Origin of the sequence: Brevundimonas aveniformis DSM 17977 (assembly GCF_000428765.1) — a bacterium.
Taxonomy (GTDB): Bacteria; Pseudomonadota; Alphaproteobacteria; order Caulobacterales; family Caulobacteraceae; genus Brevundimonas; species Brevundimonas aveniformis.
Window position 1 is genome coordinate 856,699 of the sequence record NZ_AUAO01000001.1, and the last position, 23,675, is coordinate 880,373.

The window sequence follows — 23,675 nt, forward strand, 5'->3', positions numbered from 1 at the left end:
GGCAGGCGGAGAATCATGGATCGATGGCCGAGGCGGACGGACAGGTGAAGGCGAACGGGGGCGTCCTGGCCCTCATTCCCGGCGTCCTTGTCAGCATGGCTGTCGGCGTCGCGGCTTGGCTGGTCGGGCAGTTGGAGGCCCGGATCTTCGGCCACACCTGGATCGAGCCGCTGGTGCTGGCGATCCTGCTGGGGGCCTTGATCCGCCTAGTGTGGACGCCGCATGCTCGCTTCAGATCCGGCATCAACTTCTGCGCCAAGCCGGTCTTGGAGGTGGCGGTGGCCCTGCTGGGCGCAACCGTCAGCGCCCAGGCTCTGGCGGCGGCGGGTTTGCCGCTACTGGCCGGGGTCGTGGTCTTCGTGGTCGTGGCCATGATCGGCGGTTATCTGATCGGGAAGGCGATGGGCCTGCCAGCGCGCATGGCCATTCTGATGGCGGCTGGCAACGCCATCTGCGGCAACTCGGCCATTGCGGCCGTGGCGCCGGTCATCCGCGCCGAAGCCAAGGATGTCGCTGCCGCCATCGCCTTCACCGCCGTCATGGGGGTGATTGTGGTGCTGTTGCTGCCGGCGCTGGGCGTGGCCCTGTCGATGTCGGAACAGTCGTTCGGTGTGCTCGCCGGCCTGACCGTCTATGCGGTGCCTCAGGTTCTGGCCGCCGCCGCCCCGATGGGGCCGGTCGCGGTCCAGGTCGGGGCGATGATCAAGCTGGTGCGGGTGCTGATGCTGGGCCCGATGTGCCTGGTGCTGGGCCTGCTGGCGCCCCGGCTGGACGGAGCGCCGGGTGAAGGCGCAGCGCGCCGGCCGCCCCTGCGCCACCTGGTCCCGTGGTTCGTGGTCGCCTTTCTGGTCCTGCTGGCCGCCCGGTCCGTCGGCTGGATCGGCGAAGACCTGGCCGCGCCGATCAGTATGGTGGTCAAGATACTGACGGTTCTGGCCATGGCGGCGCTCGGCCTCGGGGTTGATCCGCGCGGGCTGGTCCAGGCCGGGCCCCGCGTGGCGGCGGTCAGCGTCCTGACCATCGGCCTGTTGATTGGGGTGGCGCTCGTGCCCGCTCTGCTGCTGGTGCGAAGCTAGCAGGACTGGCTTTTCGGGCCGGTGACGGGTATGAGGCGCGCGCCTCCCCGAAACCCTCCCCCGATTAGCGGCGCGGAAATCTCTGCGACCGCCCCTGACCGATCCTGAAAATGAACCTTCGCAACGTCGCCATCATCGCCCACGTCGACCACGGCAAGACCACGCTCGTGGACCAACTGCTCGCCCAGTCCGGCGTGTTCCGAGCCAATGAGGCGACGACCGAACGCGCCATGGACTCCAACGATCAGGAGCGTGAGCGCGGCATCACCATCCTGGCCAAGGCCACCAGCGTGCTGTGGAACGGCAAGGCGGGCGAAACCCGCATCAACATCATCGACACCCCCGGCCACGCCGACTTCGGCGGCGAGGTCGAGCGCATCCTGGGTATGGTCGACGGCTGCGTCATCCTGGTGGACGCCGAAGAGGGCGTCATGCCCCAGACCAAGTTCGTGCTGACCAAGGCGCTGAAGATGGGCCTGCGCCCGATCCTGTGCATCAACAAGGTTGACCGCGCCCACGCCGACCCGGACCGGGTTCACCTGGAGACCATCGAACTGTTCGAGGCCATCGGCGCAACGCCGGAGCAGCTGGATTTCCCGCACATCTACGCCTCGGGCCGCAACGGCTGGGCGACGCTGGACATGAACCAGCCGAACGACAACCTGGCCCCGCTGTTCGACCTGATCGTCGACCATGTGCCGCCGCCCGCCGTCGCCCAGAACACCGACAAACCGTTCCGTATGCTGAACGTGCTGATCGAGAGCGACCCGTTCCTCGGTCGCCTGCTGACCGGCCGCATCGAGAGCGGCAAGGCCGTCCCGGGGATGCCGATCAAGGCCCTGTCGCGCGATGGCAAGGTGATCGAACAGGGCCGCATCACCAAGGTGCTGGCCTTCCGCGGCCTGAAGCGCCAGCCGGTCGATGAAGGCGCCGAGGCCGGTGACATCGTCGCCATCGCCGGCATGGCCAGGGCCACCGTGGCCGACACCCTGTGCGCGCTTGAGGTCACCGAGGCGCTGGACGCCCAGCCGATCGACCCGCCGACCATCTCCATGACCGTGGCCGTCAACGACAGCCCGCTGGCCGGGCGCGAAGGCGACAAGGTCCAGAGCCGGGTCATCCGCGACCGCCTGCTGAAGGAGGCCGAGGCCAATGTCGCCATCCGCGTCACCGAGACGCCCGGTGCTGACGCCTATGACGTGGCCGGTCGCGGCGAGCTTCAGCTCGGCGTGCTGATTGAGAATATGCGCCGCGAGGGCTTTGAAGTGTCCATCAGTCGTCCGCGCGTGGTCTATCAGACCGGCGAAAACGGCGAGCGGCTGGAGCCCATCGAGGACGTCGTCATCGACGTCGACGACGAATACACCGGCGTCGTCATCGAGAAGCTGAGCCAGCGCAAGGCCGAGTTGAAGGACATGGGACCGTCCGGTGCCGGCAAGACCCGCATCCAGCTGATGTGCCCGTCTCGCGCCCTGATCGGCTATCAGGGTGAGTTCCTGACGGATACGCGCGGCTCGGGCGTGCTGAACCGCGTGTTCAGCCACTATGAGCCGCACAAGGGCCCTATCGAGGGCCGCCAGAAGGGCGTGCTCGTTTCGAACTCCGACGGCGAGACGGCGGCCTACGCCCTGTGGAACCTGGAGGAGCGCGGCGTCATGTTCGTCGGCGCCGGCGAAAAGACCTATCAGGGCATGATCATCGGCGAGAACAGCCGCTCGGACGACCTGGACGTCAATCCGATCAAGGGCAAGCAGCTGACCAACGTGCGCGCCTCCGGCAAGGACGAGGCTGTGCGCCTGACCCCGCCGCGCCGCCCGTCGTTGGAACAGGCCATCGCCTATATCGAGAGCGACGAGCTGGTCGAGGTGACGCCCAAGTCGATCCGCCTGCGCAAGCAGGTCCTGAACCCGTCCTTCCGCAAGAAGCGGGTGAGGGAAGACTGATTCTGGAATCGTCTCCTCCCCATCAGAGATGGGGAGGAGAGGTGGCTAAAGCCCCAACGCTCGCCGGATCTCGGTCCAGTCGACCAGTTTGAAATTCTGCCGCTCGCGACGGCTTTCCAGGGCCTCACCTTCGGTGTCGGCGTCGTCCTGCATGACGACCAGCCCTGAGCCGTAGGGGCCGACCGCCCCACCGAGCGCGGCCACGCCATCCGTGCCGGTGACGGCGTCGACGCCGTTGGCCGGATGGACCGAGAAGCGTCCGCGATAGACCAGGTCCGGCCCGTCGGCGCGATAGACGGCAAACGCGCTGTCGCCCTGTGAAGACGCGATCAGCCAGGCGGCACCGCCCGGCTCATGGAGCAGGGTCAGGCCCTCAACGTCGGGGGTCAAACGGTCTGACGGCGCCGGCTCGATCAGCCGACCGCCCGCATCGCCGGCGCCGGAGGTGTTGAACCGCCAGATGCCCGCCGCTTCCTCGCCCAGGTAGAGCCGCCCGCGCGCATCGTCGACAACGCAGCCTTCCGGCTGGGTCGGGACGGAGAACTGACGCTCGCCGCGCGCCTCGACAGCGCCATCCGTCCCCGCCCGCACGGCGACCTGTCGGATCTGTCCGTCGGTCGAGTTGATGAAGATCAGAAAGTCGTCGCCGCGCCGCCCGACGCACAGGCCGTAAGGCTCGCTGAGGTCGAGCGGAATGATCCCCCAGGGCGTCAGCTCGAAGGTCGACGGGTGCATCAGATACAGCGCCGCGCCCATACGGCCCCGGTCGCTGGCGGCTACCAGCACCCGCTCGCCCCACGGCGTCGGGAAGCCGCCACGCAGGTCGACATTGTTGAGCCGTCCATCGGGAATGAAGCTGAGCACCTGGCCGTTCAGGTCATAGGCATAGAGTCCCGCCTGTTTGTCGGTGCCCAGAATGACCGCGCGCGCCGGGTCGGTCGGATCCGCCCATATCTCCGGATCGTCCGCCGCATCGGCCCGGGTCGTGCCGACTGCCACAGTCTCAGCCGCCGCCGGAACCGGCGTGCCGACGCCCAGCGTCATGCGACGAGAGTCAGAATAGAATTCAGGGTCCAGGACATGACACCCCGCGAGTGCTCCGGCGGCCAATGTTACAAGTATATAACTGACATATTTGTTTGTTGTAATCATCACTGGCCCTCTGAACACGTCACATTCTATTTCGTCGTCAGTTCACATATGAACAACGATCAGTCAATGAGTGATTTGTTACTCGGGGATGACAGAAATATGAAACGCATTCTTCTTCTCGCTGCGGCCGCGACACCTCTGCTGTTGGCTGGCGAAGCCGTGGCTCAGGAGTTCATCGTCACGGCACCCGAGGGCGGCGGCGAGCCGGCTCGGGTCGAGGACATCGTCATTGTCGGCGAGGCGACCTATCGCAATCGCTCCGATGAAACCGCGCCGGGGCTGTCCTACGACCAGCAGTATTTCCAGCGCTTCGAACCCTTGAGCGTCGGCGACGCTCTGCGTCGGGTGCCGTCGGTGACCTTCCTGTCGGACGTCCTGGAATCAGACGGCGCGCGTATGCGCGGCCTGGATGCCGGCTACACCCAGATCCTCATCGACGGCGAGCGGGTGCCGGGCGCGGGCGTCGACCGGTCTTTCTTCGTTGACCGCATCCCCGCCGAACTGATCGAGCGGGTGGAGGTGGTCCGCTCGTCCTCGGCCAATCGCTCCGGCGACGCGGTGGCCGGGGCGATCAACATCGTGCTGCGCGACGCCTATACGCTGGACGGCGGCTATGTGCGCGCCGGCGGCCTCTACTACAGTGACGGGGAATGGGCACCGTCGCTGGGCCTCACCTGGGGCGGCGAGGTCGGGCCGGGTCGCCTGATCGTCTCGGCCAATCTTCAGGGCCGCCGTAGCCCCAAGGACAAGTTCTCGCAGCGCTTCGATCAGCCCGGCGGCACGCTCGACAATGTCGAGGTCCAGACGGACGTGCGTGACGGCACGGACTATTCGTTCAACGCCAACTATCAGGTTCCGGTCTTCGGCGGCGAGCTGGAGCTGGCGGGCGTCTTCGTGCGCACGGACCGCTACCAGGACGAGGATTCCTGGGAGTACCGCGACGGCATCCAGGATGAGGCCAATCTGCTCAGCTACAATGACAACAACCTGGATATCCTGACTGACAACCTGTCGCTGCGCGGTCGCTGGCGCGGCGAGATGATGGGCGGCGAGACTACCTTGCGCCTCGGCTACGCCAATATCTCGGACGAGCAAGACGAGTTCGAGGGCGAGAGCGAATATCTGCGCGACGGGACGCCCTTCCCGGACGAAGACCGCTATACGGCGGACCGGACGCTGGTCGACATTCTCGATGAGGAATGGTCGGCGCGGATCAGCCACCAGCGCGACCTGGGCGCGGTGGAGCTGGAGTTCGGCCTGGACTGGTCCAGCCAGACCCGCGACAGCCTGATCACCGAGGCCGACCGCATCCGCTTCAATGTGCCCAACGCCCCGGGCGTGCGCCCGACCGTCCCGCCTTTCTCGGGCCATGCCCCGGTGGCCGGTGGAGACAGCCTGATTGAGGAAGACCGGCTCGACCCCTGGGCGATGATTTCAGGTGAGGCCGGGCCTGTCCGCTGGGAAGCCGGCCTGCGCTACGAGACGACCGATGTGACCATCACCGACGAAACCGCCGCCCCGGCGGACCGGGTGACGTCGAACGACTATGCGGAGCTGTTGCCGTCGGCGGCGATCCGCTGGTCTTTGACCGAGGATGACCGCATCACCGCCTCGGTGGCGCGCACGATCCGCCGTCCGCGCTTTGACTACCTCTCGCCGGCCCTGCTGGAAGAGGAATACGGCGACGATGATTTCATCGGCAATCCCGACCTGCAGCCGGAGACGGCGGTCGGCTTCGACGTCGGCTATGAGCGGCGTCTGGGCCGCCGCGGCGTCGCCGGGATCAACCTCTTTTACCGCGACATCGCCAACCTGACCGAGGCGGTAGTGGTTACGGACGCTGCGGGAACGCCGCTGGTCGGCTCGGGCGGCGCGGGCACCTTCGTCTATTCGGTCGACAACGTCGGCGATGGTCAGGTCTGGGGCGTGGAGCTGGATCTGTCGACCCCGCTCGACGCGCTGGGCATGCCCAACACCGGTGTCTTCTTCAACTGGTCGTGGCTGGATTCTCAGGTCGATGACTTCATGGGTGAGCGTCGCTTCAACGGGCAGTCCGACCAGGTGCTGTCGGCGGGTTTCACCCACGACATTCCGACTTGGCAGGCGGCATTCGGTGCCACCTATTTCCATCAGGGCGAGGCCTATGACCGCGTCCTGGCTGAGGAGATACACACTCGCTACGGCGACAATCTCGAGATCTTTCTGGAGCGGCGTTTCGGCGAGAACGTGGTGTTGCGCCTGACAGGCACGAATCTGCTCGACAGCTCGAAAGACGAGGATTTCGACAAGTTCGACAATGTCGCGGATCAGATCGCCCGGAACTACGACGAGTTTGAGCTTGAAACCGAGTCGGCCGGTCCGGTCTGGCAGGTCGCCCTGCGCTGGACCTTCTAGGCCGGCACTTCCGGGAGGCGGCTTTGGGCGGCGGGTCGCGGACACGGCTCGCCGCCTTCGCGATCAGAGCCCGGCCTTGCCCGGAGAAGCCTTAGGCCGTATTGGCCCGGCCATGGCGAAGATCACCTATATCGAGCACGACGGGACCGAGCACAAGGTCGAGGTCAAGACCGGTCTATCGGTCATGGAAGGCGCGATCCGCAACAATGTGCCGGGCATTGACGCCGACTGCGGCGGTGCTTGCGCGTGTGCGACGTGCCACGTCTATGTCGATGAGGCCTGGCGCGAGGCGACCGGGTCATCCTCGGCCATGGAAGAATCCATGCTCGACTTTGCGGAGGGGGTTGAGGAGAACAGCCGCCTGTCGTGCCAGATCCGGGTGACCGATGCGCTGGATGGTCTGGTCGTGCGGTTGCCGGAAAACCAGCACTAGCAGTCCGTGCAGGCCTGGCGTCCGCAGCTCTCGATCTGCAGCGTGACGTGGCCGATGCCGAAGCGGGCCTTCAGCATGGCCTGGGCCTCTGAATAGAAATCGGGCCCGACCGGTTCGCTGCGCACCAGATGCGCGGTCAGGGCGCGCTCGGTGGTCGACAGGCTCCAGACGTGCAGGTGGTGGGTCTCAACGACGCCGGGCAAGGCGTTGAGGGCCTCGCGCACCGCCTCAACCTCCACCCCTGTCGGGACGGAATCGAGCGCCATGTCGAAGGATTCCCTGAACAGGCCCCAGGTCCCCCACATGATCACCGCGACGATGACCAGGCCGACCACAGGGTCGATCCAGCTCCAGCCGGTGAACAGGATCAAGGCACCGGCGACGACGACGCCGAGCGACACCGCCGCATCGGCGATCATGTGCAGCCAGGCCCCGCGCGCATTCAGATCGTGCTTGCGCCCCGCCATGAAGAGCAGGGCCGTGCCCAGATTGATGACGAAGCCGATGCCGGCCACGACCATGACCGTCGCGGAGGCGACCTCCGCGGGTTCGAATAGGCGTCGGCCCGCCTCGATGGCAATGGCACCGCAGGCGAAGACCAGCAGGATGGCGTTGCCGAGCGCCGCCAGCACCGTGGCCTTACGATAGCCGTAGGTGCGCTTGCGGGTGGCCGCCCGCCGGGCCAGCCAGGCGGCACCGCCGGCCAGTCCCAGGCCCAGCACGTCGGACAGATTGTGGCCGGCGTCAGCGACCAGGGCGGTCGAGTGCGAGATCAGGCCATAGCTGAACTCCAGCACCACAAAGGCCAGATTGGCGATCAGGCCGACGGCGTAGCGCCAGTCCTCCGGCGGGGCGTGGTGGTGGTGGGCGTGGTTGTCGCCATGGTCATCGCCAGGACCATGGTCATGTCCAGAATGATCGTGGTGAGCGTGATCATGCGCCATGATCCTGCCTAGGCCGGTCCGGGATGGACGTCAATCAAGTGATTGATTGTAAATATATAACCTAGCAGCCTAGTGGCCGTGCAACAGCAGCACCAGCCCGGCCAGGGCGATCAACAACAGGCCGAGCGCCATACCCTCGAAACGGGCAAGGCGTTGCAGGCGGAAGCGTTCGACACCGGCAAGGGCCAGGCCGGTGAAAACGACCATGCCCAGAACCGTCCCCGCAGCGAAGGCGACCGTCAGGGCTGCCACCACGCCCCAGCCATGCACCCCGGCCCCGACATAGACGGGCAGGAGGGCCTCGCCAGGCGAAGCGACGAGAAAACCGATCAGGCCCCAGGCGGCCGCCGCGTCGGACACCGGCGCGCGTTCGGCAGGTGCCAGGCCGGCACCGGTCAGGGTCGCGCTGCGACGTAGCCCCCGGATCAGATACCAGAGGCCAAATCCGAACAGCACCACCGCTGACAGCAGCGGCATCATGCGGGTGATCCAGGGCGCGATCGACCCCGCCAGAGTCAGGGCCGAGCCGACGACCGCCGTCGAGACGATGTGGGCCAGGGCCGCCACGGCGGTGACGCCCAGCACCGTCGGCGTCTTCCACCCCTGGGCCCGGCCGACCGCCACGAACGGCAGCCAGTGGGTCGGCAGGGCCGCGTGCAGCAGGGCCACGACGAAACCCGCCCCCAGAAGCGACAGCAGAGACGCCTGGCTCAGATCGCCGGAAAGATCGACGGGAAGGGTCATGGCCGACGCCGTAGAGTGTTACGATGTAACAGTCAAAGCATTTGAACCGTTCGGCGGAGTAACGGCGAAATTCGGATGAACCCGCAGCGGATGACCGCGCTATAAGAGATCGAACTCGACAGGAGCCGACCCTGAGCGCCGATCCCTATATCCTGTTTCTCCTGGCCCTGGGGCTGGTCATCCTTCTGGTGTCGTGGGCACCCGAGGGGTTGAAGCATCTGCCGGTGACGTTGGCGATCCTGTGCGTCGGCATCGGCTTTGCGGTGTTCTCGACCGGGGCGCTGTCCTTTGATCCCGATCCACGCACCTGGGACACCCGCACCGAACGGCTGGCCGAGATCGTGGTGATCATCAGTTTGATGGGCTGCGGCCTGAAGCTGGAGCGACCCGTGGGCTGGAAGAGCTGGAACGCGACCTGGCGGCTCCTGGCCATCGCCATGCCGCTGACGATCGCGGCGGTGGCGTTCCTCGGTGTCTGGGGGCTAGGTTTCGCCCTGCCCATGGCGCTCTTGCTGGGGGCGTCGATGGCCCCGACCGATCCGGTGCTGGCCTCGGACGTGCAGGTCGGGCGACCGGGATCGGGCGATGAAGACGAGGTGCGCTTCGCCCTGACCTCCGAGGCCGGCTTGAACGACGCCCTGGCCTTTCCATTCGTGCATCTGGCCATCCTGGCGTCGCTGGGCGGGCTGGCGGTGCAGGGGGCTTTGGTCGACTGGGCGCTGGACAAGGTGGCCTGGAAGATCGCCGCCGGCCTCGGCGTCGGGTGGCTGGTCGGGTTTGGCTTCGGGCGGCTGCTGTTTCGACGCGGATTTTCCCAGATCGCCGACGGGCTGGTGGCGTTAGCGGCGACCTTCGTGGCCTATGCGGCGACCGAGCTGGCGCACGGCTACGGGTTTCTCGCGGTCTTCGTCGCCGCCCTGACGATCCGCAACGCCGAGCGCGAGAGCGCCTTCCACCACCAGATGCACGAGCTGTCGGACCAGATCGAGCGGCTGTTGATTATGCTGGTGCTGGTGCTGTTCGGCGGGGCCCTGGCCAATGGACTGCTCGACAGCCTGACCTGGGTGGATGCGGCGGTCGGTCTGGCGATCCTGCTGATCGTGCGGCCGGTGGCGGGTCTGCTGGCCCTGATCGGCGCGCCCTACGCGCTCAGGGAGAAGGTGCTGATGGCCTTTCTCGGCATTCGCGGGATCGGGTCGATCTACTATGTCGCCTACGGCATCAACCACGGTCAGTTCGGGGACTCTGAGCGGCTGTGGGCCATCGTCGGCTTCATCATCCTGGCGTCGATCGTCATCCACGGAGTGACGGCGACGCCGCTGCTGAGCCGACTTGCACGCTGGCGGGCCGAGGGCGAAGTGGCGTCGTCGACGACGTCGAGGGAACAGGCATGAAGGCTCTCACGGCGTCCATGAAGAGGGTCTGGCAGGACTACCGAGCGGTGGTCGGCAAGTTTGCCTTTGAGCTGGTGGTGGTTTTTGTCGGTGTCACCGCCGCCTTTGCTCTGGAGAATGCCCGCCAGGACGCCGAAGAGGCTGCCTATCGCCGCGAAGTGATTGCCGCTGTTGGACCAATCTTTGCCAGCGTCGGCTCGCACGGGCGGGACATCAGTGCCACCATCCGTGCCGAGCTGGAGCGGTTCGATGAGGCTGTGGCGCGCGGCGAGCAACCCCGGCTGCCGGTCTATCGGGAGGCCGGCGGCGAAGGCCCCCCGACCCAGATCTGGGATGGGCTGATGGCCACCGGGGCTGTGCGCGTGCTGGAGCCGCAGACGGTGTGGCGACTGGCGGCCCTGTTCAACACCCTGAACTCGATTGGCGATCGCTATCGCCGCTACAATGCCATTACAGAGACGCGCGTCTGGGCCCTGCGGCCCGACCACTCAGATGCCTGGGAGAACGGTGAGCTGCGGCCTGAGTTTCGCGCCTATGTGCAGCAGCTTCGGGAATTGGAGATCGCCAATGATCAGGCCTGTGACAGCGCCGAAGCCGTTCAGCGCGATCTGGCGCGCGACTACCCGCAGCCCTGATCTTGCCCCGAACCGCCTGAGCGTTCAGAAGGGCGACGAACAACAGGAGACGTGATCCATGGCCGGTGAATCCAGCTGGAATATGCCTGCGGGCGAGCTGATGAAGGGCAAGAAGGGCCTGATCATGGGGGTGGCCAACACCAACTCCATCGCCTGGGGCATCGCGCAACAGTTGGCGGCCCAGGGGGCCGAGCTGGCCTTCACCTATCTCGGTGAGGGGTTGGAGCGGCGGGTGCGCCCGCTGGCCGAAAGTGTCGGGGCCAAGGCGATCATCCCGTGTGACGTCACCGATGACGCCTCCATGGACGCTTGTTTCGCCGAGCTGGAACAGGCCTTCGGCACGCTGGACTTCGTCGTCCACTCCGTCGCCTTCGCCAACAAGAACGAGCTGCAGGGCTCGTTCGTCGAGAACACCACGCGCGACAGCTTCCTACTGGCCATGAACATCTCGGTGTTCAGCTTTGTCGACGTGTCCCGGCGCGCCTCAGCCCTGATGCCGAACGGCGGCTCGATCGTGACCATGACCTATCTGGGATCCGAGCGCGCTATCCCGAACTACAACACCATGGGCGTGGCCAAGGCCGGGCTGGAAGCCGCCACCCGTTACGTCGCGCGCGACCTGGGGCCGAAGGGTGTCCGGGTGAACGCCATCTCGGCCGGTGCCATGCGCACGCTGAGCCTGGCGGGGATCTCGGGCGGTCGCGGAATGCTGTCCAAGGGTCGCGAAATGTCGGCCATGAAGGAGGACACTTCCATGGAGGGCGTAGCCGGTTGTGCCCTGTGGCTGTGCTCAGACCTCGGCTTCTCGACCACTGGCGAGGTCATCCACGTGGACGCCGGTTTCCACATGATGGGCATGGCGGGGGACGAAGGCGAGGGCTGATCCGGCTTGACCGGTTTCTTTCCTAGAACAGGTCGCCGATCTCGGACTGATAGCCGAACAGGCCTTGAGCGCCTCCGGTGTGGATGAAGACCACGGTTTCGCCCTGAAGCGCGCCAGAGCGGGCCAGGGCGATCAGCCCTTTCATGGCCTTGCCCGTATAGACGGGGTCCAGCAGCAGGCCGTCAGTGCGCGCCGCCAGGCGCAGGGCTTCGACGACGCCCGGGTCAATCTGCCCATAGCCCTCACCGACATAGTCGCAATCGGCGACGACCTGATCTCGGCTGACGGCCTCGGGCCGGCCCAGCATGACGGCGGTTTCGGTCGCCAGCTTGAAGACCATCTCTTCCTGTTTCGGACGGGGCGCGCGCACGCCGATACCGAGGACCGGAATGTCCGCACCCATCACGGCTAACCCCGCGACCAGTCCGCCTTGCGTTCCGGCCGAGCCGGTGGCGCAGACGATACGGTCCAACTCGAGATCGAATTCGTCGGCCTGGACCACGATCTCGCGGGCGCAGTCGACATAGCCCAGCGCGCCGATGGCGTTGGAGCCGCCGCCGGGAATGACATAGGGCCGGCCACCGCGCTCGCGTACATCGTCGGCGGTCTTTTCCAGTTCGGCAGTCATGTCGGTGTCGCGCGGGACAAAACGGATGGCGGCACCGAAGAGCTTGTCCAGAAGGACATTGCCGTTGCCCATATAGTCCTCGGCGCGCGAGCCGGTGCGCTCTTCGAGGATGACCTCGCAGTTCAGGCCACAGGCCGCCGCCGCTGCCGCCGTCTGACGCACATGGTTGGACTGGACCGCGCCTTGGGTGACCAGGGTGTCGCAATCGTCGTCGAGTGCCGCCCCGACCAGGAACTCCAGCTTGCGGGTCTTGTTGCCGCCCCCGGCCAGTCCGGTGCAGTCGTCGCGCTTGATCCAGAGCTCGAGCCCCAGCATCTCCGAAAGGCGTGGCGCGACCTCCAGCGGGGTCGGCAGGTGGGCGAGGCGAACGCGCGGGAAGCGGGCGAGATGCATGATCTAGTCTCCCAGCCGGAAGTGAATACGCTGACGCACGAACGGCGTCTGGATCCCCGGAGCCAGTTGAGCAGCCATCATGGCCTCGAGCCCGGCATCCCCAAATCCGTAGTCGGGCTGTGATTCCTGAAGGACACGACAATCGCTCAGGCTCCCGTCGGTGGCGAGCGAACACCTGATATCGGCCCAGCCCTGGACGCCGCGACTGAGGGCAACAGGCGGGTAGATCACCCGAGGGGCTCTGCGCCACCGACCAGCGACCTCTTCACCAACGGCAACAGGCACGGGTGGACGAGGCGGCTCAAGCCCGGCCTGCAGCATCAAGGCTATTGACGACGTCACGATTGCCACAAGCATGAAATACTGTCCCTTCCCGACAATTCGTGATTGCGCGTCCGTGGATCGAATTCAAGGCGACTTGAGTACTCTATTGAGATCGAGGCTCCCGGCGTGTTCGACAGACGATCGCTTGGCTAGTCTTCATCGGCCTCGATCATGGGTGCGGCCAGAGAAGCGGGCTCGCCGTTCAGGGCGGCGTGCATGGCCTCTACGTCCAGGGCCTTGTCCCAGCGGGCGACGACGAGGGTGGCCACGGCATTGCCGATGAAATTGGTCAGGGCCCGGCATTCGGACATGAAGCGGTCCACGCCCAGGATCAGGGCCATGCCCGCCACCGGCACGCTGGGCACCACTGCCAGAGTCGCCGCCAGGGTGATGAAGCCGGCCCCAGTGACGCCCGCCGCGCCCTTGGAGCTGAGCATGGCGACGGCCAACAAGAGCAGCTGTTCCGTGAGCGACAGGTCGATGCCACAGGCCTGGGCGATGAACAGGGCGGCCAGCGTCATATAGATATTGGTGCCGTCCAGATTGAAGGAATAGCCGGTCGGCACGACCAGGCCGACGACGGACTTGCGGGCCCCCGCCCGCTCCATCTTTTCGATCAGGCTCGGCAGGGCGGCCTCGGAGCTGGATGTGCCGAGCACCAGCAGCAGCTCCTCCTTGAGGTACCGAATCAGCTTGAGGATGGAGAAACCGTTGGCAGCGGCCACGGCACCCAGCACACCAAGCACAAAGATTAGCGACGTCAGATAGAAGGTGCCCACCAGGGCGGCCAGGCTGACGATGCTCTCGATGCCGTACCTGCCGATCGTAAAGGCAAAGGCCCCAAAGGCCCCAATGGGTGCAGCCTTCATCAGAATGTGGACCAGTTTGAAAAAGGCGTCCGAGGCGCTTTCCAGCACGCTCAGGACCGGCCGGGCGCGGTCGCCGATGACCGCCAGCGAAATGCCGAACAGGATGGAGAAGAACAGGACCTGAAGAATCGCCCCCTCCGCAAAAGCCCCGACGATCGTGTCGGGGATGATGTGCATCAGAAAGCCGGTGATGGTCTGGTCGTGTGCGGCCTCGGAATATTGGGCGACGGCGCTGGGATCGAGGGTGGCGGGATCGACGTTCATGCCGGCACCGGGCCGCACAACATTGGCGACCACCAGACCGACGATCAGGGCCAGAGTCGAGAAGGTGAGGAAATAGGCGAAGGCCTTTCCGGCCACGCGCCCGACATCCTTCAGGTCACGCAGATGGGCGATTCCGGTGGCCACCGTCAGGAAGATGACCGGGGCGATGATCATCTTCACCAGCTTGATGAAGGCGTCGCCGAGCGGCTTGAGGCTCTCGCCGAAGGCTGGCCAGAAATGCCCGATCAGGCCACCCAGCACGATGGCGGTGATGACCTGGACGTACAGATGGCTCCAGACGGGCTTCTTTACCGCAGGCGCCCCTGGCTCAGGTCGGACAGGCGAAACGCCCGGTGCTGCCTTGATGGCCATCAATGTTCCTCCCCACGCCCTTCATTGCGGCCCCGACGCACCTGGGCAAGAGCCAATGCAGACGCGATCAAAATCAGCTAGAGAAACCCCATGAGCACCTTTGACGCCGATGTGATCGTGGCCGGGGCCGGTCTGGCCGGGGCGACCTTTGCCCTGGCTGCGGCCAGCGGCGGGCTGGATGTGATTGTGGTCGATCCCGCCCCGTTCTCGACCCAGCTCGACGCCAGTTTTGACGGGCGCGCCTCTGCGATCGCCTGGGCCTGTTTTCGCCAGTGGCAGGCTCTGGGCATGGGCGAGGATCTGGCCAAGGTGGCCCAGCCTATCCAGCGAATCCTGGTGACGGACGGCAAGCGGCCGGGCGCAGCCTCGGGGCCGGGGCACGCGGTCTTTCTGCGGTTTGACGCCGAGGAGATCACCGACCGGTCCGACGGCGAGCCCATGGGCTGGATGGTCGAGAACCGTCAGTCCCGGGCGGCGCTGTCCCGCGCGCTGGAGCGATCGACAGTGGAACTGCGTACCCCGGTGGGGCTGACCGAGCTGGAAAGCGATGCGTTCGGCGCAACCGTGACGCTAAGCGACGGCAGCCGGTTGCGTGCGCCTCTGGTGGTGGGGGCCGAAGGCCGGGCCTCCAGGGTTCGGGAAGCCTCCAGTATCGGCGTGGTCGCCTGGCCCTATCCGCGGTCCGGCGTGGTGGCGACGGTCAAGCTGGAGCGCCCGCACGAGGGGGTCGCCCACGAAGTCTTTTTGCCCGACGGGGCTCTGGCCATCCTGCCCTTGACCGACCAGCGGGCATCGCTGGTGTGGACCGAGCCGCACGACCGGGCCAAGGCCTTGAAGGCGGCGAGCCTGGAGGCCTTTACCGCGCATCTGTCGCGTCGATTTGGTGAGTTCCTGGGCGAGGTCGAGGTGCTGGAACCCCGCTTTGTCTATCCGCTCAGCCTGCTTTTGGCTGACAGCCTGATCGGGCCTCGTGTGGCCCTGGTGGGCGACGCCGGCCACGGCATCCATCCGCTGGCGGGCCAGGGCCTGAACCTCGGGCTCAAGGATGCGGCGGCTTTGGCCGAAACCCTGGTCGATGCCAGACGTCTGGGCGAGGACATCGGCTCGCCATCGGTTCTGGCCCGCTATCAAGGCTGGCGACGCTTCGACAATGTGACCATGGCCCTGATGATGGAAGCCTTTGATCGGACATTTGCGACCGACAACCCGTTAATCCGGGCGGTGCGGGATTCGGGCATGGCGACGGTGAATGCGATCCCGGCGGCGCGGCGCTTCTTCATGGCCGAGGCCGGCGGTGCCGTGGGCGATCTGCCCCGTTTGCTCAAGGGCGAGGCGCTTTAGTCCCGACGCTTAGATCGGCGTTAACCGCCCTGACCCCAGGATGCCCGTCAGCAAGTTTCGGGCCATCGGCCCTGGGGTGGATGTGCGATGGCCGGACTCGGTCAAAAGCTGGAGATCAGGCAGGGGCAGGGGCTCGTTATCACGCCCCAGCTCCAGCAGGCGATCAAGCTGTTGCAGCTGTCAAACATGGAGTTGGAAGCCTTCGTCGAGGGGGAGCTTGAACGCAATCCGCTCTTGGCGCGCGATGACAACGATCCTGATCGTGCCGACACCAACGAGCCGGTCGAGGCGGCGGACGCGCCGGCGGATCGGGCGGAGATGATCTTCGAAGAAGGCGGCTCGGCAGCGGCGACCGACGCGGTCGACGCTCGCCCTGACGACGTCTATGGCGATGCGTCACCGGGCGAAAAGACGTCGGACCGGCTGGCGGACAGCAATCAGCCGCTGGGCGACTGGTCGACGGTGGGGCGCGGGGGGTCGATAGAGGCAGACGAAGATCTGCTGGATCGGGTGCTCCGGCGTGAGATTTCCCTGGCCGAGCATCTGCAGAACCAGGCCGCCCTGATGGGCTTCACCCCCGTCGAGCACGCGGTCGCCCTGGCCTTGATCGATGGCGTGGACGAGGGCGGCTATCTGCGCGTCGAGCTGTTGGAGCTGGCCGATCGGCTCGGCTGGTCGGTCGAGCGGATCGAGGCCGTCCTGGTGCGATGCCAGTCATTTGAGCCCACGGGGGTCCTGGCGCGGTCGGTGACGGAATGCCTGGCACTTCAACTCAAGGAGAAGAACCGGCTCGATCCGGCCATGCAGACCCTGCTCGACAATCTCGAACTGGTGGCGCGTCGCGATTTCGGCCAACTCAGGGCGCTGTGTGGCGTCGATGATGAGGACATGGCTGAGATGATGGCCGAGCTGAAGGCTCTGACGCCCCGCCCGGGCGCGGCCTTTGGCGGCGAGCCGAGCCAGACGGTCGTGGCGGATGTCTTCGTCAAGCCGGACCCCGCCGGGGGCTGGCGGGTGGAGCTGAACGCGGACACCCTGCCCCGGCTGCTGGTCGACAAACGGTATCACGCTGTGGTCCAGGCCTCGGCCCGCAGCGACGAGGACAAGACTTTCGTGGCTGAGTGTTCGGCCCAGGCGGCCTGGCTGGTCAAGTCGCTGGATCAGCGCGCCAAGACCATCCTTAAGGTGGCGTCGGAGATCGTGCGTCAGCAAGACGCCTTCCTGGCCTTTGGTGTCGAATGTCTTCGACCGCTCAATCTCAAGACTGTGGCCGACGCGATCGGGATGCATGAATCGACCGTCAGCCGGGTCACATCGAACAAGTATCTGGCGACGCCGCGGGGCCTGTTCGAACTGAAGTTCTTCTTCACCTCGGCGATCAACTCGACCGATGGCGCGGCCAGCCACTCTGCCGAGGCGGTGCGTCACAAGATCAAACTGATGATCGAGGCAGAATCCGCCGAGGCGGCGGTTCTGTCTGATGACCGGATCGTCGAAATTCTCAAGGAGGCGGGCGTCGATATTGCGCGGCGAACCGTTGCCAAATATCGGGAAGCGTTAAGAATTCCCTCGTCGGTAGAGCGTCGACGGCTGTTGCGCACCGGCTAGGTTCGGTTCCCTCAAACACACTTTTTTGAACACGTCGGGTTCGGCTTGACACCAATCGCTTCCCGGCGCGTTTTAGGGCCATGCAGGTCCAAGTCAGCGGCAAGCACATGGATGTTGGCGAAGCGTTAGGCTCGCGCATCTCCCAGGAACTTCAGGACGGTATCGGAAAGTACTTCGAACGTGGTGGCCAGGATGCCGAAGTCGTGGTGTCCAAGGACGGTCATAGCTACCGCGTCGATTGCTGGGTCCGGTTGGCCTCGGGCCAGTCTCTGGTCACGACCGGAGAGGGCGGAGATGCCCATTCGGCCTTCACCGATAGTCTGCACAAACTGGAAACGCGCGTGCGCCGCTACAAGCGCCGGCTGAAGGACCACCACCTCGGCCCGCGCCGAATGTCGCCCGAAAAAACCGAGATAGCCGCTGCGGCGGTTGCTCGATCGACTGTGCTGCGGGATCCCGGCCTGGTGGAGGATGTCGATTTTGGCGACGCCGGCCGGCCGGACGAGGCTCCACCCGCCGCCATGATCATTGCCGAGACGGATACCGAGCTGAAGCAAATGACGGTCGGCCAGGCCGTGCTGGAACTGGACATGACGGGCTATCCCGTCTCGATCTTCCGCAATATTGCGCACGGTGGCGTGTCGGTCGTGTACCGCCGGCCCGACGGTAATATCGGCTGGATAGACCCCCAGCGAACGCGTTCATCGAACGGGAAGGGTTAGTCGCTAGTCTTGTCGCGTTGGGCGAACACCGCTAGGGCGGCGCCCGTCGCGATAATGACAGAGTCGCCGGCTATAGACCGTGCGACCCACGGGGTGAATCGGTAGAGAGTATGGATATTTCAGAGTTGGTGTCGCCTTCGGCCGTCGCAGTTCGCGCCGGCGTGACGACCAAGCGACAGCTGATGAACCTGCTGGCGGAGCTGGCAGCGCCGCTAGTCGGTGCCTCCGAGAAGGTTCTGTTCGAAGGCTTGATGGAGCGTGAGGCGCTGGGCTCGACCGGCCTGGCCGGCGGTGCCGCTGTTCCACATGCGCGCTCGCCCGAGATCGGCAAGGTAGCGGGCGTCTTCGTCAAGCTCGAGCAACCGCTCGATTTTGAGGCGCTGGATGACCGTCCGGTCGATCTGGTTTTCGCACTGTTTGCCCCAGCCGACGCCGGGGCAGAGCATTTGCGGGCCCTGGCGGCGGTGTCGCGTCTGTTGCGCCGGGCCGAGGTCCGTGAACAGCTTCGCCGGGCTCGCACGCCTGAGGCCCTCTATGCCCTGCTGGCCCATCGTTCCGAGGCCGAAGCGGCCGCCTGACGTCAACAAACCGTTAGCTACGTTGGCTTTGCGGTAAACCTGATCTTCACTCAGACACGCTAGAACCTGTCCCAGAACGAGCCACGCCCGACAGAGGCGAGGCCACTGTGATGTGATGGGGTGTTTGATGGCCAAGACGGTTCTCGTCATTGATGACGATCCGACCCAGCGCCGGCTGATTCAGGCGGTGCTGGAGCGCGAGGGCTTTGCCTTCGAGGGGGCTGAGTCCGGGCCGGCCGGTCTGGATCGCCTGGCGCGCGGCGGGGTCGATGTGGTCCTGCTGGACATGGTCATGCCCCAGATGTCCGGGCTTGAGGTGCTGAAAGAGGCGCGCCTGTCCGGCGTGGCCTGTCCGGTCATCATCCTGACGGCCAATGCCGGGATCGAAACCGTGGTCGAGATGATGCGGGCCGGGGCACAGGACTTCTTTGTCAAGCCGGCCTCGCCCGAGCGTATCCTGGTGGGGGTTCGCAACGCTTTGCAGATGGGCGACCTGACCAGCGAGGTATCCCGCCTGAAGAAGCGTGCGGCGGGTCGCATGGGCTTCGGCGATCTGGTCGGAACCAGCCCGGCCATGCAGATGGTCAAGCGGATGGGAGAGCGCGCCGCCCCGTCGACGATCCCGGTCCTGATCACCGGCGAAAGCGGCGTCGGCAAAGAAGTGATCGCGCGCGCGCTTCATGGATCCTCGGACCGGGCGGGCAAACCGTTTGTGGCGGTGAACTGTGGGGCTCTGCCGGCCAATCTGGTGGAATCCATCCTGTTCGGCCACGAAAAGGGCAGCTTCACCGGCGCGACCGACAAGCATCTTGGCAAGTTCAAGGAGGCCGACGGCGGCGTCCTGTTCCTGGACGAGATCGGCGAACTGCCACTGGATATGCAGGTCAAACTGCTGCGCGCCCTTCAGGAGGGTGAGGTCGACCCCATCGGGTCCAAGCGTCCGGTCAAGGTCGATGTCCGCATCGTCTCGGCGACGAACCGGGATCTGGCCCAACAGGTCCGGGAAGGCACCTTCCGCGAGGATCTGTTCTATCGCCTCAACGTCTTTCCGCTGGAGGCCCCGGCCCTGCGCGAACGTCGCGAGGACATTCCGGCTCTGGTCGAGCATTTCGTCACCCGCTTCAACGTCGAGGAAGGTCGTCGGATCGCCGGTGCCTCACCCGAGGCCATGCGGCTGCTGCAGGGCTTCGACTGGCCCGGCAATGTCCGCCAGCTCGAGAATACGGTGTACCGGGCCATCGTCCTGGCTGATGGGGCCTATCTCCAGCCGCATGACTTCCCGTCGATCTCCGGCCTGAACCCGCCGATGGCCGATGAGCCGGGTGGCCCGATGATGGAAATGCCGATCCGCTTGCCGGAAGATCTGCCGCCCCTGCCGGAAGCTCCGGTGAAGTTCCTCGATGACCGGGGGCATCTTCGCACCCTGGATTCGATCGAGCGCGACCTGATTCAGCACGCCATCGAGGTCTATGCCGGCCATATGTCCGAGGTCGCGCGCCGGCTGGGGATCGGGCGCTCGACCCTCTACCGCAAGGTCCGCGAACAGGGCCTGGAAGAGATCGTGGCCAGGTTGGGTTAGACGCCAAGTCAGGTCCGATTGACCCGATTTGGCCTTGGCCGTAGCCCTTCCGGGTTCGGGGGGTGCCGATGCTCAGGCTCTCAGCGATGTCGTTGCCAATGGCTGTGGCGACATCGGCCACAGCCCTGACAGCCTTCCATTGGTAGCCCAGACCTGTCCGAGCCTCGACGCTGCTTTTCGGACCACCGGACGGGCCAAAGGCAGTCGATCAGCCCGTCTGGCTCAGGACGGGTGAGGCTTTAGAGGTCAACGGGCAGCGTGAAGGCTCAGGCTGGACCTGAGGCTGGCCGCTGGCTGCGACGGTGACTGCCAACAGGTCGAGTGTCGCATCAACGGCATAGGGGGGCGGTCAGATGGACGAAAGTCAGCAGCTGAACGCGCCGATCATTGTCAGCGGCCATGGCCGGCGACCCGTCAATGTGTCGGTGCAGATGCACCCATGCCGCAGCGAGCCGTGCTATCTGGCCTTTGCCCTGTTGAACGAGAGGCGGCGGCTAGTAGCGAATGCCCAGAAACACCTTGATCGTTTCGCTACGGACGAGACTGGTCAGGTCTTCACCGTTCACATAGCCGATGCCGAACTCGTAGTTGGATGTCTCTCGGGGCGACAGGGTCAAGTTGACCTCGCCCCTTGCGACATCGCCCTCTTCCCCTGTCAAGGGTTCCATGAGCGCATAGCGGAGGCGGGCCTCGAACCACCCTCTCCAAAGGGGTTGACCATAAGACAATCCGAGCCAGCCCCCCGCACGGAGGTAGTTCTCGACGTTGGCGAGTGAGGCCTTGCTCCCCGGGTCCTCGACATACGAGTAGTCAAGCCGCAGACCATACTCACATTGGAACATGCCCGCTCGTCCGATCCGCTGGGTGCAGGCCCGGATCGGCGCAGGCTCCCACTCGACATCGGCCATCCACATCGACGAGTCGAACTCATCATCCGTTTCATAGGCCGCATTCCAGCGAACCTCATGGAAATCGCGTTGCCAGAAGCCGGTCGCCCCGAGGGTCAGGTCGTTGACGGGGGAGCTGCTGAGAGATTCCCGCTCATAGCTCAGATAGGGGACCACGCGGGCGGCACCGATATCAAAAACCCCAAGGCCGAGGACCACATCAACATTGAAACTCTCAGTACTGGCGACCCGGTCGTTGGTGTAGCTGATTGTCCCAAATGTACGCTGATCGAGCCGCGCAGCACTCAGGCCCGCGATGTCACCGGTGATAATCAAACGTCGTGGGGCGGAGGTTGCAGGTTCATCCGGCTTGGCCAGGGGACAATGGACGGTAATCAGACCGACCTCGCCGCCCAGATAGGCCCTTACCCACGCCTGTGCGTCTAGCCCGCGGGTCCGACGTGAAATCTGAATTTGATCGGTCCGCCGTTGCGTCTGCTCGGGGAATTCATCCGAGTGAATTTCGCGCAACAGCGAATCCCACGTTCCATTTCCTGGCAGGAATTGGTCGGCCAGATTCGGGTTCGTGGGTGTGGACACGCCGGCAAGTGTCGCATTGTAGGCGCGCACGAGCGGGGCGGACCATGACGGACTGCCCGTGGCGATGATGCTGGCGAGAACTTCATCATTCGGGAGGTCGCTGCCCGCATAGTTCGAACAGGCCCCAGCAAATCGACTTTGCGGTGTCGGCGAGGTCTGGGCCGCTGCGGTTCCGGAAGCGGCCGCCAAAGCCAGCCCTATGATCGCGGTCCTAAGCACCCCACTTCTCCTGTTTGACGATCGAGGCTGATATGAGGTTTTTCAAATCATCCAATGTTTTAACGGCGGCCATATCGGCGGAAGTCCCATAGTGAATGGGCTTGATCTCCAACTCTGAGCAAACCGGTCCTGCTGCATCGTTCGCGATCTGACGGATATCGCTATCCTTCATGAAGTAACGATCCGTACCCGTGCCCTCTCGTAGCGGCCAGAAGAACTCCACCTTGTTCGACCCGTCAGCGGATGTGAATTTGGGCCAAAGCCGCATTTGGTGCTCAAGGGCCACATGGATCAGGTTGTTGAGCTTCTGTGGTGTCGGTTTGTTTCCCATGTGCCCTCCCGTGCCGGTGTCAGAAACCGGCGTTCCATTATGGGCATGTTACAGATAAAAATCTACCTAGTAGAGAATCTGGAATGTACAACCCCTATGGGTTGTGTAACGTCCCCAGCTCCCTCGACCCATTCTCCAGCGACGGTTCGATCTCGGTGGCCTCGAGCCATTCGTTCCAGCTGACGATGAGGATCCAGTCCGGGCGGGCGACGCGGGCAGCCTCCAGCATCAGGCGGAAGGTACGCCCCTCGCGTCGCGGCGTGGTCGGCCGGTTGCCGGTGCGATCATCCAGCCGCCGGTCATCGTAGCCGGGCAGGACGGTGGCGGTGGTGACGGCCAGGCCGTCTTGCGCGCGAACCCAGCGGCGCATCCAGCGGCGTGCACGCACGCCGAATCCGACCCACCAGCCATCCGTCTCGAACTGGACCGAATAGATGTGCACGGCGTCGAACAGCGCCCGCCGCGCGGCGATCTCATCCAGATTGTTGGCTGTTCCCACACAGGCAAAGCCACCGCCGGTGGTTGTGGTGTGGGCGGCGCGGGCTGCGGTCCAGCCGTCCTCCCCGATCTCCTGCAGGACGCGATCAAAGACGAAAATGCAGGGCCGGCCCGCAAGCCTGAGCCAGGCCGGGGCCGTTTCGAACCGACGATACAGCGCGTTCAGTCGTTCGGTCAGGCGTGCCGGCGACCCACCCGAGCTCTCGACATAGGCCGTGATGGAAAACCCATCTGGCGCGTCGGCAACGAGCGCGGCGAGCACCTGATCGCGGGGGTTGGCCTCACCGTCCCAGCTGGTGATGAATCCGGTGATGCCGGCGGCGCGGGCCTGGCTGATCTGGCGGGCGATGACCGCCGGATCGCGGCTGTCATAGAGGCCGTCTGCGGGCTGATTGGGATGGTTGCGGTCACCATCCGCCGAAACGCCCCAGCCCTGGTTCGGCGCATACCAGCCATAGTGAAACGCCAGGGTTTCACGTCGGGTCCGGGCCAGGGCGCGCCATGGGGTGGCGATCAGGGCTGCCGCACCGGCCAGAAACCCCCGCCGCCTCATCCGAAAGGCTTTCGGCGGCGTGTGCGCGGCCCGGGCGTTTCGCCCTTGGCCTTGGCCTGGATTTCCTTGAGCTTGCGGCCTTGCAGGGCGGAAAGGGGCGCGCCGGTGGTGCCCTTGTCCGGGTCGGCAAAGGCGCGTCCGTAGGTTTCTATCCGCTCGCCCACCGAGCCGAGGAATTCTTCTTCCCAGTCCGAAAGTTCGACGCCACCGCGTTCGGCGGTGCGTTGCGCGCGTTTCAAGGCGCGAAGCGCCCGCCGCCGGGCCGCCTGGCGGGCGACCTCAAAGGGATTGGCGGGCGGTTTCGCTTTCAG

At 65.2% G+C, this 23,675-nt stretch carries 22 protein-coding genes; 12 read left to right on the forward strand and 10 right to left on the reverse strand.

Annotated features, from left to right (window positions below):
* Positions 1–23 precede the first annotated feature (23 nt).
* Together G391_RS0104430 and typA are read left to right on the forward strand one after the other, a co-directional pair.
* Positions 24–1,076, forward strand: a complete 1,053-nt coding sequence (locus G391_RS0104430) for a YeiH family protein (RefSeq protein ID WP_051257158.1) — start codon at positions 24–26, stop codon at positions 1,074–1,076.
* Positions 1,077–1,186: 110 nt separating this feature from the next.
* Entirely contained in the window at positions 1,187–3,019 is a 1,833-nt protein-coding gene (typA, locus tag G391_RS0104435; protein ID WP_029086451.1) for a translational GTPase TypA, read from the forward strand.
* A gap of 45 nt (positions 3,020–3,064) precedes the next feature.
* On the opposite strand, the gene G391_RS0104440 is transcribed toward typA, so the two are convergent.
* Complete coding sequence (locus tag G391_RS0104440; RefSeq protein WP_245572032.1) at positions 3,065–4,063, reverse strand: phytase; 999 nt, start codon at positions 4,061–4,063, stop codon at positions 3,065–3,067.
* Between the two features lie 207 nt (positions 4,064–4,270).
* Between G391_RS0104440 and G391_RS0104445 the strand changes: the two genes are divergently transcribed.
* Both G391_RS0104445 and G391_RS0104450 read left to right on the forward strand, forming a co-directional pair.
* On the forward strand, positions 4,271–6,565 hold the full coding sequence (locus G391_RS0104445) for a TonB-dependent receptor plug domain-containing protein (protein ID WP_029086453.1): 2,295 nt from the start codon (positions 4,271–4,273) through the stop codon (positions 6,563–6,565).
* 112 nt (positions 6,566–6,677) lie between these two features.
* A complete protein-coding gene (locus tag G391_RS0104450) occupies positions 6,678–6,998 on the forward strand; it encodes a 2Fe-2S iron-sulfur cluster-binding protein (protein WP_029086454.1) in 321 nt (106 codons plus the stop codon).
* Here G391_RS0104450 and G391_RS0104455 read toward each other — a convergent pair.
* Both G391_RS0104455 and G391_RS0104460 read right to left on the reverse strand, forming a co-directional pair.
* Positions 6,995–7,942: a cation diffusion facilitator family transporter gene (locus G391_RS0104455; RefSeq protein ID WP_029086455.1), complete on the reverse strand. Its 948-nt coding sequence runs from the start codon at positions 7,940–7,942 to the stop codon at positions 6,995–6,997. The two genes, G391_RS0104450 and G391_RS0104455, sit on opposite strands and share 4 nt — an antisense overlap.
* Before the next feature lie 69 nt (positions 7,943–8,011).
* Positions 8,012–8,686, reverse strand: a complete 675-nt coding sequence (locus G391_RS0104460; protein ID WP_051257108.1) for a hypothetical protein — start codon at positions 8,684–8,686, stop codon at positions 8,012–8,014.
* A gap of 188 nt (positions 8,687–8,874) precedes the next feature.
* Here G391_RS0104460 and G391_RS13805 point away from each other — a divergent pair, with 188 nt between their 5' ends.
* From G391_RS13805 to G391_RS0104475, 3 genes are all read left to right on the forward strand, one after another.
* Positions 8,875–10,080 (forward strand): cation:proton antiporter, encoded by a 1,206-nt coding sequence (locus G391_RS13805; RefSeq protein WP_245572033.1) that lies wholly within the window; start codon positions 8,875–8,877, stop codon positions 10,078–10,080.
* A complete protein-coding gene (locus G391_RS0104470; protein ID WP_029086457.1) occupies positions 10,077–10,715 on the forward strand; it encodes a hypothetical protein in 639 nt (212 codons plus the stop codon). Before G391_RS13805 ends, G391_RS0104470 begins: the two co-directional genes overlap by 4 nt.
* 82 nt (positions 10,716–10,797) lie before the next feature.
* Positions 10,798–11,598 (forward strand): enoyl-ACP reductase FabI, encoded by an 801-nt coding sequence (locus tag G391_RS0104475; RefSeq protein WP_169719093.1) that lies wholly within the window; start codon positions 10,798–10,800, stop codon positions 11,596–11,598.
* A gap of 22 nt (positions 11,599–11,620) precedes the next feature.
* Here the strand turns inward: G391_RS0104475 and cuyA are convergent, their stop codons facing one another.
* From cuyA to G391_RS13810, 3 genes are all read right to left on the reverse strand, one after another.
* Entirely contained in the window at positions 11,621–12,619 is a 999-nt protein-coding gene (gene cuyA / locus G391_RS0104480; RefSeq protein WP_029086459.1) for a D-cysteate sulfo-lyase, read from the reverse strand.
* Positions 12,620–12,622: 3 nt separating this feature from the next.
* On the reverse strand, positions 12,623–12,976 hold the full coding sequence (locus tag G391_RS0104485; RefSeq protein ID WP_029086460.1) for a TonB family protein: 354 nt from the start codon (positions 12,974–12,976) through the stop codon (positions 12,623–12,625).
* 116 nt (positions 12,977–13,092) lie between these two features.
* Positions 13,093–14,448 carry a dicarboxylate/amino acid:cation symporter gene (locus G391_RS13810; protein ID WP_051257110.1) on the reverse strand — a complete coding sequence of 452 codons (1,356 nt, stop codon included), beginning with the start codon at positions 14,446–14,448 and terminating at the stop codon, positions 13,093–13,095.
* 90 nt (positions 14,449–14,538) lie between these two features.
* Here G391_RS13810 and G391_RS0104495 point away from each other — a divergent pair, with 90 nt between their 5' ends.
* From G391_RS0104495 to G391_RS0104515, 5 genes are all read left to right on the forward strand, one after another.
* Complete coding sequence (locus G391_RS0104495; protein WP_029086461.1) at positions 14,539–15,789, forward strand: UbiH/UbiF/VisC/COQ6 family ubiquinone biosynthesis hydroxylase; 1,251 nt, start codon at positions 14,539–14,541, stop codon at positions 15,787–15,789.
* Positions 15,790–15,876: 87 nt separating this feature from the next.
* Positions 15,877–17,397: an RNA polymerase factor sigma-54 gene (gene rpoN / locus G391_RS0104500; RefSeq protein ID WP_029086462.1), complete on the forward strand. Its 1,521-nt coding sequence runs from the start codon at positions 15,877–15,879 to the stop codon at positions 17,395–17,397.
* Positions 17,398–17,477: 80 nt separating this feature from the next.
* Positions 17,478–18,119 carry a ribosome hibernation-promoting factor, HPF/YfiA family gene (gene hpf / locus G391_RS0104505; RefSeq protein ID WP_029086463.1) on the forward strand — a complete coding sequence of 214 codons (642 nt, stop codon included), beginning with the start codon at positions 17,478–17,480 and terminating at the stop codon, positions 18,117–18,119.
* A 110-nt stretch (positions 18,120–18,229) separates the two neighbouring features.
* Positions 18,230–18,697: a PTS sugar transporter subunit IIA gene (locus G391_RS0104510; protein WP_029086464.1), complete on the forward strand. Its 468-nt coding sequence runs from the start codon at positions 18,230–18,232 to the stop codon at positions 18,695–18,697.
* A 127-nt stretch (positions 18,698–18,824) separates the two neighbouring features.
* Positions 18,825–20,276 carry a sigma-54-dependent transcriptional regulator gene (locus tag G391_RS0104515; RefSeq protein ID WP_029086465.1) on the forward strand — a complete coding sequence of 484 codons (1,452 nt, stop codon included), beginning with the start codon at positions 18,825–18,827 and terminating at the stop codon, positions 20,274–20,276.
* Positions 20,277–20,770: 494 nt separating this feature from the next.
* Here G391_RS0104515 and G391_RS0104520 read toward each other — a convergent pair whose 3' ends face one another.
* The 4 genes from G391_RS0104520 to G391_RS0104535 form a co-directional block, all read right to left on the reverse strand.
* Positions 20,771–21,982, reverse strand: coding sequence for a hypothetical protein (locus tag G391_RS0104520; RefSeq protein ID WP_029086466.1), 1,212 nt, complete (start codon positions 21,980–21,982; stop codon positions 20,771–20,773).
* Positions 21,975–22,313 carry a hypothetical protein gene (locus tag G391_RS0104525; RefSeq protein ID WP_029086467.1) on the reverse strand — a complete coding sequence of 113 codons (339 nt, stop codon included), beginning with the start codon at positions 22,311–22,313 and terminating at the stop codon, positions 21,975–21,977. Before G391_RS0104525 ends, G391_RS0104520 begins: the two co-directional genes overlap by 8 nt.
* Before the next feature lie 94 nt (positions 22,314–22,407).
* Entirely contained in the window at positions 22,408–23,364 is a 957-nt protein-coding gene (locus G391_RS0104530) for a glycoside hydrolase family 71/99 protein (protein WP_029086468.1), read from the reverse strand.
* Positions 23,361–23,675, reverse strand: a complete 315-nt coding sequence (locus tag G391_RS0104535) for a hypothetical protein (RefSeq protein ID WP_029086469.1) — start codon at positions 23,673–23,675, stop codon at positions 23,361–23,363. Before G391_RS0104535 ends, G391_RS0104530 begins: the two co-directional genes overlap by 4 nt.

What these genes read in the sequence shown, in the direction of transcription:
- G391_RS0104430 (WP_051257158.1), top strand. Translation starts at nt 24, where the DNA reads ATGGCCGAGGCGGACGGACAGGTGAAGGCGAACGGGGGCGTCCTGGCC.
- typA (WP_029086451.1), top strand. Translation starts at nt 1,187, where the DNA reads ATGAACCTTCGCAACGTCGCCATCATCGCCCACGTCGACCACGGCAAG.
- G391_RS0104440 (WP_245572032.1), bottom strand. Translation starts at nt 4,063, where the DNA reads ATGACGCTGGGCGTCGGCACGCCGGTTCCGGCGGCGGCTGAGACTGTG.
- G391_RS0104445 (WP_029086453.1), top strand. Translation starts at nt 4,271, where the DNA reads ATGAAACGCATTCTTCTTCTCGCTGCGGCCGCGACACCTCTGCTGTTG.
- G391_RS0104450 (WP_029086454.1), top strand. Translation starts at nt 6,678, where the DNA reads ATGGCGAAGATCACCTATATCGAGCACGACGGGACCGAGCACAAGGTC.
- G391_RS0104455 (WP_029086455.1), bottom strand. Translation starts at nt 7,942, where the DNA reads ATGGCGCATGATCACGCTCACCACGATCATTCTGGACATGACCATGGT.
- G391_RS0104460 (WP_051257108.1), bottom strand. Translation starts at nt 8,686, where the DNA reads ATGACCCTTCCCGTCGATCTTTCCGGCGATCTGAGCCAGGCGTCTCTG.
- G391_RS0104470 (WP_029086457.1), top strand. Translation starts at nt 10,077, where the DNA reads ATGAAGGCTCTCACGGCGTCCATGAAGAGGGTCTGGCAGGACTACCGA.
- G391_RS0104475 (WP_169719093.1), top strand. Translation starts at nt 10,798, where the DNA reads ATGCCTGCGGGCGAGCTGATGAAGGGCAAGAAGGGCCTGATCATGGGG.
- cuyA (WP_029086459.1), bottom strand. Translation starts at nt 12,619, where the DNA reads ATGCATCTCGCCCGCTTCCCGCGCGTTCGCCTCGCCCACCTGCCGACC.
- G391_RS0104485 (WP_029086460.1), bottom strand. Translation starts at nt 12,976, where the DNA reads ATGCTTGTGGCAATCGTGACGTCGTCAATAGCCTTGATGCTGCAGGCC.
- G391_RS13810 (WP_051257110.1), bottom strand. Translation starts at nt 14,448, where the DNA reads ATGGCCATCAAGGCAGCACCGGGCGTTTCGCCTGTCCGACCTGAGCCA.
- G391_RS0104495 (WP_029086461.1), top strand. Translation starts at nt 14,539, where the DNA reads ATGAGCACCTTTGACGCCGATGTGATCGTGGCCGGGGCCGGTCTGGCC.
- rpoN (WP_029086462.1), top strand. Translation starts at nt 15,877, where the DNA reads ATGGCCGGACTCGGTCAAAAGCTGGAGATCAGGCAGGGGCAGGGGCTC.
- hpf (WP_029086463.1), top strand. Translation starts at nt 17,478, where the DNA reads ATGCAGGTCCAAGTCAGCGGCAAGCACATGGATGTTGGCGAAGCGTTA.
- G391_RS0104510 (WP_029086464.1), top strand. Translation starts at nt 18,230, where the DNA reads ATGGATATTTCAGAGTTGGTGTCGCCTTCGGCCGTCGCAGTTCGCGCC.
- G391_RS0104515 (WP_029086465.1), top strand. Translation starts at nt 18,825, where the DNA reads ATGGCCAAGACGGTTCTCGTCATTGATGACGATCCGACCCAGCGCCGG.
- G391_RS0104525 (WP_029086467.1), bottom strand. Translation starts at nt 22,313, where the DNA reads ATGGGAAACAAACCGACACCACAGAAGCTCAACAACCTGATCCATGTG.
- G391_RS0104530 (WP_029086468.1), bottom strand. Translation starts at nt 23,364, where the DNA reads ATGAGGCGGCGGGGGTTTCTGGCCGGTGCGGCAGCCCTGATCGCCACC.